The organism is Xenorhabdus entomophaga, from assembly GCF_037996725.1.
GTDB lineage: Bacteria > Pseudomonadota > Gammaproteobacteria > Enterobacterales > Enterobacteriaceae > Xenorhabdus > Xenorhabdus khoisanae.
In genome coordinates this window covers 1-10,148 of sequence record NZ_JBBMXH010000125.1, presented here as the reverse complement: position 1 = coordinate 10,148, position 10,148 = coordinate 1, and the positions used below count along the sequence as shown (strand labels likewise).

Here is a 10,148-nt window from a genome sequence, read left to right as displayed (position 1 = left end):
GCAGAACTCATCGTGGCGCGGGTATCCATACTCATAGAGACGCCGGATAGATTTAAGCAAGCCAACCATACATCAAAATGAGTGTTGCAAAAACGGGGAAGACCATAGATTGCTTCCCTGCCTCATCAATCCCATGACTTCGTGATAGGTCAGTATTTGCGCACCATGTTCTTTAGCATCCAGCATATTGGCAGCGGTCAACCTGAATGGATCAACGGTGCCATCCGGTACCATCACCGCGCCAATTAAATCAGGATTAACAGAAGGCTCCAGACGCAGGGCTTCTTCGGGCTCCATCGCTTGTGCATCAATCCCCGCCTTTTCACACGCGGCGATGAAAGTTTGCTGATATTCCAAAGAATCTTCCGGCAAGGTAATAAACAAGCCATTCGTTTTTTCAATACAGTGACGGGCAATGCGCTTGAGGATCTTATTTTCCTTGATGCACTCTTTTGCCGATTCACTGTCCGTTACGGCATAACGTGCCCCGCTATGCAGCAGACCGTGATTGCGCCCTGTCGCCCCCGTGGCGATATCATGACGTTCCAGTAAAATGCAGCGTAAACCGCGGCGGGCACAATCCCTTGCAATTCCTGCACCTGTCGCGCCTCCGCCGATAATGATGACATCGGTTTCTGTTACAGGAGAGCCGTTCATTGAAGATGCTCCTCTTTCGCTTCTATGCCAGTCCCGTATCCGGCTAGTCAATGTCTTGTTGGGATAGATAAAATATAGACAATTCCCGTATTTTTTGTTTGATAAGGAACAATAACGAGCGAGAAACGCGCATGGAATGGCGTAAAGAAGTACGTATCGTGATAAACATCACGCTTTAATAATCAGATAAGGGAACAAACAAAATGAAAAATGGAAGTAAAAAAATGGGCATGCTCCCGCAGAAGCATACCCATGACAGTGATTAATAAAGATTGATAATAAGCCAGTAATCTATTTTGTCGGCTCTGGCCAAATGGCAGCAATGTAGCTCAGGCACTCTTCTTTTGATCCCATTCTGCCAATTGCCATCCATCCCATTGGGATATCATACTCAGCAGGCCAGACTGAATACCGCTTTTTGGCATTGATGACGACCATCCAATCCATAGCATCATTTCCTGTTGACTGTTTCATGCTACCGCCTCCTTTTTGAAACTTTCTGCCAAGACGGTCGGTAAGAATCCAGTGCCAATCAGATAACGTAATACTTGATGAACGTATTCAGCCGTAATCGTCGGGCAGCGAATGTCGCTTCCTGCTAACCCTGACAGCGTATTTTTCAACTCCAATTCAGGATGAATTTCATTAACATAAGCGGGGTCCAGAGCACGATAAGGTCTCTTTGTCATATCCCTGATCAGGGGGATCAGCGGATACAGCGGGTGCGTATCATCCAACGCAAGGATCTTCTCTTTACCCTCATTAAACGGTACGGGGTTGAGGATGTAGCCAAACTCCTTCACCCAGTCGAAAAATTGCCGGATAGAAACTTGTTCCGGGTTGAACAAGTTGAAGAATTTTCCATTGGATTCTGGTTTTTTGGAGATATGGACTAACGATGCCGCCACATAATCCACCGGTACAATATCAAGCAACAGAGCATGGTCAGGATAAAAACCCATTGCCAGATAGCCTTTCAAAGATGCAACCAGATAATCATTGCCCTGTGCAGCGCCTGTACGGGTGTGTCCAAGAATCAGGCCAGGCCGGTAAATACTCACTGGTACGCCCCGTTTGCGAGCAATATTGATGATCCCTTCTGATACCCACTTGCTCCCCGAATAGCCAGAAGGATCACGCACCGATTCACTCATGGCACGATCATCTTCCAGATAAGGGCGAGGTGATTCTGTTGCAAACAGTGCATTCACGGAGGAAACATAATGGAAATGTTTCAAGCGCGCAGTGCAGGCCAGTTCCAATGCCGTTCTGGTACCATCGACATTGATTCCCTTCAGTGCGCTATAGGGGTAAATGAAATTAACCAACGCCCCGTTGTGATAAATAACATCAACACTTTCTGCAATCTGTGTCCATGTCTCCGGCAGCAAACCAAAACGCGGTTGTCCTAAATCACCGATAATGAAATCCACTCGGTCAAGACCCCTGCCTACATCAATATGGTAATTTTTGAAGCCGGCCCTGATTCTGTCGCGGGCATGTTTTTCATCAGATGCACGGCATAAGCAGATGACTCTGGCCGAAGTTTGTTTCAACAATTGCTCCAGTAAATGCAGACCAAGATACCCGGTCGCGCCTGTCAGCAATACCGTCTCTGGTTGATACCAGTTAGCCCGGGGCAATCCATCGGGACGAATACTTTCTTTCAGATAAACATCATTTTTGAGCGTTTCAGCATGCTGACGGATTAATGCTTCGCTATGATAATTTCCCATGTTCTGAACAGGATTTGCCTGATACGCAGCTTGCATTTCATCCAAAATGGCAGAGATTCTGGCAACTGTCGGTTCAACATAAATGCCGGAAATCGGTACCCGCAGTGAAAATGCCTTCTCAATATTTTCTACCATGCGGGCAACAAGGATGGAGTGCCCCCCGATCTGGAAGAAATCATCAGTAACTCCAAATGCGTCCGTCTCCAATAAATCACGCCAGATGGCATAAACGCGTTTTTCCGTTTCTGTTTGTGGCTGTACCACGTCATAACTGGCATTCAATCGTTCCGCAACTTCCTCTAACCGCTTTCTGTCTCTCTTGCCACTACTTGTCAGCGGAATATAAGGGATACGATAATATTCAGTCGGTATCCAGGCTTCGTGCAATACTTCTCTGAGCGATATTTGTGTTGCATGCACCCAGTTTTCCGGCACAACCATATTTGGATTGAACAGCACAAAAGCCTGAATCTTGGCAAAGTCGCCACTGCCAGCCACCCGGATAATGGCATCCTGTATGCCATTTTGTTTTCTCAGTGCAATTTCTATCTCACCCAACTCGATTCGATATCCACGCACTTTGACTTGATCGTCCTGTCTGCCCATGTAAATGAGGGAGCCATCGTCAAGCATGCGTGCCATATCCCCCGTCAAATATGCCCTGTTACCTCTTTGTGTCATATCGGGAACATATCTTTTCGCGGTTTCAGTCGGGTTATTGCGATAACCCGCAGTCACGCCCAGCCCACCAATGAGGATCTCTCCCACTGTTCCTTTAGGAACAGGGCGCAGATATTTATCCACAATGGTGATACTGGTGCCCGGAATAGGCCCGCCCAATTGAACTTTATCGCCTTTTTTCATGCGGAACACAGTTGACCAGATAGTTGTTTCTGTCGGGCCATAAACGTTCCATAACGTTCCCCCCGTGTCTGTCAATTGATCCGCAAGATCCTGTGACAGCGCTTCCCCACCGCAAAGCATGCCCATTTCAGGACGCGGTTTCCAGCCCGCATTCAAAGCCATTGACCAGGTAACAGGTGTGGCTTGGGCAAAAGTAAGCCGTGGATCTGACAACGTTTCGGACAATGCTATTGCATCACGTTGGGTATCAATTGAAGTAATGTAGATACTGCCGCCATGAACCACGGTCAGCAGCAATTCCAGAACTGAAATATCAAAGGAGAACGTCGTCAGCGCCAACATGTGGTCACGCTGACTGATTGACAGCAGCTTGCCAAAGCTACATAAGCAAGCAGCCAGATTGTCATGCTGTACTTGTACTGCTTTTGGCAACCCCGTAGAGCCAGAGGTGAACATCACATAAGCAGGATGATCGCCCAGCTCAGGGAGCTCAATACCTTCAGCCATTTCAGTTATCTCATTGATGTTGTTTAAGATAACCTCCATGGGGATTAATGTTGACGCCTTAAGCCCTGCCGACACTGTATCATCAGATATCAAGATACTTTCCGGCAGACTGGCGAGAATATCATTCAGGCGTTTTTCCGGCATCATGGTGTTCAAGGGGATATATACTGCCCCTATCCGCCAAATTGCCTGCATAGTGACAAACCATGAAACACCCCGCTGGGCTGCAATGGCAACATTGCTTCCCATTTTAACGCCGTGATGACGAAAAATATGTGCTGCATTATCAATTCGCTGATTGAGTTCACCAAATGTCAATGTTTCATGTGGATCTGAAACTGCGATGTCATCCGGTACAACTTTTGCCAATTCAGCCAACTGAGAAGGGACATTTTTAAACCACGGTTTTAGCACGGATATCATGTGACTGATATTACTATCTATATCAGGATCATCAGCAGGAGAAGATTTTTTCCCAGTAAATGCTGTGTGTAATATTGCCTTGTGTGTGTAAGTATTCATAATGATGTTCTCATTCTGAGCTCCACTTGTATCATCATTTTTCATGATGAATGGAGGCATCAATGCTGGTAGTCGTTATTTTGCAGTTTTGGCCTACATTCAGCATTTACAAATACCTTACGTAGACTTTAACTGAATAAAAAAATAAATTGCAAAAAATTTAGTGCGAATTTAATAAGTATATTAATTAGTATTATTTTGTAATCTTTGATTAATTAAACAATCAACTTATAAACATCCGGTCTTCATAGTGGGACAGAATATATTACGCCTATATACGCTGCACCAAGACCATTTAACATATTGATATTATTATATTTTACATCATAAACAGCTATTCAGCACTGCATTAAAACCACGATCATGAGTATGAATAACTATTTGTAGTAATATCTATTATTTTGAATTTTAATTTCAAACATTTTATTTGTAATCCTGTTATAAAAAACGCCAAACAGGTAAATAAATAGCAAATTCTATAAATAAATGAAAGCGTCATTTAAATCATACCATTAATTAAATAGCAACTTTAGCTAAAGTTTTGGCAGAGTAAAGTGACCGCTAATTTATTAAATTACGTTTATATAGCATTATATTTATACGGATTATATTCGTATGACTTTATGATTACTGCGCCAGAAAAATTCCCATGAAAATAATGAGCCTTTGCGTGATAAGGAACATAAACGAACCTTAAACGTACAAAAATAACCATAAAAGCTATTTATTGTGATACTCATCACGATAATATAAATAAATTGTATTTAAAAAAACCAGAAAATCACTCAAAATCGCCATTTTTCGAAATTATATCTATATATTAGTGGTAGCTCATAGATATATTAGGTTGTTTTAGCTAATATTCTCTTCGATATAGAAAATAATTAGTCAAAATTTTTCGTTTAACATAATCATGCTCGTTTAACACTATCGCTGCCCAGCGGTGATAAAGCGCTCATACAAAAGTCATGTGGAGACAAACATGTTAAGTATTTTCAAACCGGCTCCCCATAAAGCCCGGTTGCCTGCGCAAGAAATAGATCCACTCTATCGCCGTTTGCGCTGGCAAATTTTTATGGGGATTTTCTTTGGCTATGCAGCCTACTATCTGGTAAGGAAAAACTTTACCCTGGCAATGCCTTTTTTAGTAGAGCAGGGCTTCTCCAGAGGTGATCTTGGTTTTGCCCTGTCGGGAATTTCAATTGCATACGGATTCTCAAAATTCATCATGGGTTCCGTTTCCGATCGCTCAAATCCGCGTGTTTTCTTAACCACCGGTCTAATACTGGCTGCGGCTGTCATGTTGTTTATGGGCTTCGTACCATGGGCAACATCCAGCATTGCTATCATGTTTGTTCTGCTGTTCCTCTGCGGCTGGTTCCAGGGTATGGGCTGGCCTCCTTGCGGACGCACCATGGTTCATTGGTGGTCACAAAAAGAACGTGGCGGAATTGTTTCTATCTGGAACTGTGCCCATAACGTTGGTGGGGGTTTGCCTCCATTGTTATTCCTGCTGGGTATGGCTTGGTTCAATGACTGGAAAGCAGCGCTTTATATGCCTGCATTTGCCGCTATCATCGTGGCGATAATCGTTTTCACTTTGATGCGTGATACCCCACAATCTTGTGGTTTACCGCCCATCGAAGAGTATAAAAATGATTATCCACCTGATTACACAGAGAAAGATGAAAAGGAACTGACCGCAAAAGAGATCTTCATGCAGTACATCCTGCCTAATAAATTGCTGTGGATGATCGCGATTGCCAACGTATTCGTTTATCTGTTGCGTTACGGTATTCTCGACTGGTCACCGACTTATTTGAAAGAAGTGAAGCATTTTGCATTAGATAAATCTTCCTGGGCTTATTTTCTGTATGAGTACGCAGGTATTCCGGGTACGCTGTTATGTGGCTGGATGTCTGACAAAGTGTTCAAAGGCAACCGTGGTGCAACCGGTGTATTCTTTATGACATTGGTGACTATCGCCACTGTTGTATTCTGGATGAACCCGGCAGGAAACCCAAATGTTGATATGATCTGCATGTTGGTTATCGGCTTCCTGATTTATGGCCCTGTCATGCTGATTGGTCTGCACGCGCTTGAGCTGGCACCGAAAAAAGCAGCCGGGACAGCAGCAGGCTTTACCGGTCTGTTTGGCTATCTGGGCGGTTCAGTGGCAGCCAGTGCCATCGTTGGTTACACCGTTGACTATTTCGGTTGGGATGGCGGCTTTATGGTGATGATCGGCGGCAGTGCACTCTCTGTCGTTCTGCTTTTGTTTGTTATGCTGAGTGAGAGTAAACACAAACAGGAAATAGCGCGTCAGGGTCAATAACACTGACTAAAAGCGCGAATTAATAATGATATCAATCGCAGTACAACATCAATTTGTACTGCGATTTTCTCAGACACATTTTATCTTTGTTTACTGAGATACAAATCAACTCCTGAATTTTCCTGATATAATCAATGATCAATCTCTCTTCAGAAGAATAACCGTTAAGCCTGCAACACATGACTAAATATGCAGCTTCCTTTTACCTTACAGGTATACTTTTCATTTCCATACTCTATTAGTAATATTCTGATTACTAATGCCTTATTCTAAATAAGATTTTCAGGTTCTCCTGAATGAAAAACTCTATTTTTATATCTTGCAAACCAATGCACTTCCTGTAAGCCTTTCACTGGTAGCAAAGATTTAATTTTAAAAACCTCGTGCTTTATGATGATTCACTTATATCAATTACACTTACCATTTCATTCTTATTTAAATTAAAGCCATTCCGGATTGTTTAATAATTTTTTTCATTTAATAACATGACTAAATAAAGCCAGAGATAAACAGAACCTAAATAACCATTTTTCTGTCATAAAATTGTGATGTACTGCCAGTAAAATCAATACGCAGGATTGTGTTATGTCAGTATTTTATATAAAAAGCGGTTTGGACATTCACCTTATTTCTTCTGGCTGTTGGCTAAAAATCAGCCACACAATAAGTAACATAATTTTTGTTTAAGATTTTTATTACAAATAAATGGAGAATCCCAATGCAGACCCCTATTAAGGCAATCATGGCAGGTATTCTGTTAGCATCATCAATGTCAGGCATTGCACATGCAGCAGATAAGATTGTTATCGCCCACCGTGGGGCCAGTGGTTATCTACCTGAACATACCCTGCCCGCTAAAGCAATGGCTTATGCGCAAGGTGCTGATTATCTTGAGCAAGATCTGGTAATGACTAAAGATGACCAGCTCATTGTGCTACATGACCATTATTTAGATCGAGTAACCGATGTTGCAGAACGTTTTCCAAACCGTGCCCGTGCCGACGGCCGCTATTATGCGATAGATTTTACCTTGCCAGAAATTAAGTCCCTGAAATTCACCGAAGGTTTTGACATCAAAAATGGCAAAAAAATCCAAAGCTATCCGGGACGTTTTCCTATGGGGAAATCAGATTTTCACATTCATACCTTTCAGGAAGAACTGGAATTTATCCAAGGCCTGAATAAATCCACCGGCAAAGACATTGGCATTTATCCTGAAATCAAAGCACCGTGGTTCCATCGTCAGGAAGGCAAGGATATTACAACCAAGGTGCTGGAAGTGCTGAAACAATATGGCTACACCAAGAAAAGCGATAAGGTGTATCTGCAATGTTTTGATGCCAATGAGCTGAAACGCATCAAAAATGAGCTGGAACCGAAATTGGGGATGGATCTGAAACTGATTCAGCTAATCGCTTACACCGACTGGAACGAAACCTACGAGCAAAAGTCAGATGGATCATGGCAAAACTATAGCTATGAATGGATGTTTAAGCCGGGTGCGATGAAAGAAGTGGCAAAATATGCCGACGGTATTGGCCCTGATTACCACATGATTATCGACAATAATTCTACGCCAAATAACATTAAGTTGACCGGTATGGTGAAAGAGGCTCACGCCAGCCATTTGGCAGTTCATCCGTATACTATCCGTATCGATCAACTGCCAAAATATGCCACCAGCGGCAATCAATTATTTGATATCGTTTTCGATAAAGCGAATGTTGATGGCGCATTCACTGACTTCCCTGATTTAGCAGTGAAGTTTCTGAAAAAACATCATGAACACAAATAATTTACGAACTTTAATCGACGAACGTAGATAATCCGCAAAAATATAAGGGCAGTCCAGAACTGCCCCACAATCACAATTACGAGATCCCTACCGGGAAAGCAATAACTTCACTAATCCGCTCAGCACCCAATGCCAGCATAATCAGGCGATCAACGCCCAATGCAACACCAGAACAATCCGGCATACCATGAGCAAGCGCTGCAAGCAAATATTCATCAATCGGCTGAACAGGCAGCCCCATTGCTTCACGCTTACGATTATCCTGCTCAAAACGCAAACGCTGCTCATGACTGTCAGTTAGCTCACGGAAACCATTCGCTAACTCCATGCCCTTGAAATAAACTTCAAAACGTTGTGCAACCCGATGATCTTCTTTACTGATCTCTGCCAACGCCGCCTGAGATGCCGGGAAGTGATAGATGAATGTCGGTTTTTCAATACCAATCTGCGTTTCCACGCCCATCACAAAAAGCAATTGCAGCAAGGTATCACGATCTTCTTCTTGCTCAGCGATATTGCTGAGATCGAGTTTTGCCGCCACCTCGCGCAATTTTTCCTTACTCGCAGTAAGAGGATCGATATCCAGATATCGAATGAATGCCTGTTGGTAAGAAAGTGATTCTGCGCTTTCACAATCCAGGATCTGCTGCAATAAATCATCCACTTCATTCATTAAGTGATACATATCGTAATGCGGACGATACCACTCCAGCATGGTGAACTCTGGGTTATGATGACGACCTGCTTCCTCATTACGGAAACTTTTCCCCATCTGATAAATGGAGCCACTTCCTGCCGCCAGAAGACGCTTCATGTGGTATTCGGGGCTGGTCATCAGGTATAGAGTCAAACCATCTGCTGCACCCGGCCCAACAAATTGTGTCTGGAAGGGAACCAGATGGACGTCAGTCACAGTCGCCTGACTCATGGCAGGTGTTTCAACTTCCAATACCCCACGATCTGCGAAAAAGCGCCGTATTTCTGCTAAAATCTCCGCCCTTTTCAATAAATTGGCGATAGGGGCACTTGGCTGCCAATTCGCGACTTCGTTCATGTTTCAATGACTCCAAAATAAAACAAAACGCGCAGTTTACCCGCATCAAGCCTGCCAGACAAATCATTGTCTGCATTGCATTAAACTTGAAACTTGTGGCTGGTGACTTATCGTTTTAATTCCTGACAGGAAAAAAATAATCCTGTGTTAATAGGACAGACACAGAAAACAAAGAATAGCCATGTTTGCCTATGGTAGGGTTCTTACACATGCAATCATAATTGATTAAGAAGAACAATAAAAATTTAACTGAGAATAGATTACATCTTCTAACGAAGTGAGTTATAAACAAAACTTATACCAGAAGATAAATATAAAAATATTTTCTTCCTTGATTATAAAAGAGAGTTTTGAAAAAAGGAGGAGGGGTAAAAATCACTCAACCAGCGTCACGCCCCTGAACTGACTAAATTCATCCAAAACACTTTTAGCAGGCTTGAGATAATGAACACCACTAATATTAATCCGGCTAAGATGCCAGCATACATTTTCATTCAAAATATAAATAACAAAATATGTCATCTTCATAAAAATTAATTTAGAAAAATCATGAGTTATTTATTTGAAGCTTGGATTCGCATGATAAGTGCAATTTCTGAAAAAGGCGGTCAGTTGCTATAGTAGGCATCTTTCTCGCCAAAGGAAAATGCACTATGACCTATAAACAACTGACCGAAT

General features: G+C 42.7%; 5 protein-coding genes and 1 pseudogene. 2 read left to right on the top strand and 4 right to left on the bottom strand.

The window, feature by feature from the left end:
* Positions 1–105: 105 nt before the first annotated feature.
* The 3 genes and pseudogenes from AAC854_RS19470 to AAC854_RS19460 form a co-directional block, all read right to left on the bottom strand.
* Positions 106–657 (bottom strand): annotated as a pseudogene (locus AAC854_RS19470) (FAD-dependent oxidoreductase); the annotation flags it as partial.
* A gap of 291 nt (positions 658–948) precedes the next feature.
* Positions 949–1,131 carry an MbtH family NRPS accessory protein gene (locus AAC854_RS19465; RefSeq protein ID WP_340618558.1) on the bottom strand — a complete coding sequence of 61 codons (183 nt, stop codon included), beginning with the start codon at positions 1,129–1,131 and terminating at the stop codon, positions 949–951.
* Positions 1,128–4,286 (bottom strand): thioester reductase domain-containing protein, encoded by a 3,159-nt coding sequence (locus tag AAC854_RS19460; RefSeq protein WP_340618557.1) that lies wholly within the window; start codon positions 4,284–4,286, stop codon positions 1,128–1,130. Before AAC854_RS19460 ends, AAC854_RS19465 begins: the two co-directional genes overlap by 4 nt.
* A 982-nt stretch (positions 4,287–5,268) precedes the next feature.
* Between AAC854_RS19460 and glpT the strand changes: the two genes are divergently transcribed.
* Together glpT and glpQ are read left to right on the top strand one after the other, a co-directional pair.
* A complete protein-coding gene (gene glpT, locus AAC854_RS19455) occupies positions 5,269–6,621 on the top strand; it encodes a glycerol-3-phosphate transporter (protein ID WP_340618556.1) in 1,353 nt (450 codons plus the stop codon).
* A gap of 718 nt (positions 6,622–7,339) precedes the next feature.
* Complete coding sequence (gene glpQ / locus AAC854_RS19450; protein WP_340618555.1) at positions 7,340–8,416, top strand: glycerophosphodiester phosphodiesterase; 1,077 nt, start codon at positions 7,340–7,342, stop codon at positions 8,414–8,416.
* Positions 8,417–8,492: 76 nt separating this feature from the next.
* Here glpQ and epmA read toward each other — a convergent pair whose 3' ends face one another.
* On the bottom strand, positions 8,493–9,470 hold the full coding sequence (epmA, locus tag AAC854_RS19445) for an elongation factor P--(R)-beta-lysine ligase (protein ID WP_340618554.1): 978 nt from the start codon (positions 9,468–9,470) through the stop codon (positions 8,493–8,495).
* Positions 9,471–10,148: the final 678 nt, after the last annotated feature.

Bases quoted from the DNA above. Each gene is read 5' to 3' on its own strand.
- AAC854_RS19465 (WP_340618558.1), bottom strand. From the start codon at position 1,131: ATGAAACAGTCAACAGGAAATGATGCTATGGATTGGATGGTCGTCATC.
- AAC854_RS19460 (WP_340618557.1), bottom strand. From the start codon at position 4,286: ATGAATACTTACACACACAAGGCAATATTACACACAGCATTTACTGGG.
- glpT (WP_340618556.1), top strand. From the start codon at position 5,269: ATGTTAAGTATTTTCAAACCGGCTCCCCATAAAGCCCGGTTGCCTGCG.
- glpQ (WP_340618555.1), top strand. From the start codon at position 7,340: ATGCAGACCCCTATTAAGGCAATCATGGCAGGTATTCTGTTAGCATCA.
- epmA (WP_340618554.1), bottom strand. From the start codon at position 9,470: ATGAACGAAGTCGCGAATTGGCAGCCAAGTGCCCCTATCGCCAATTTA.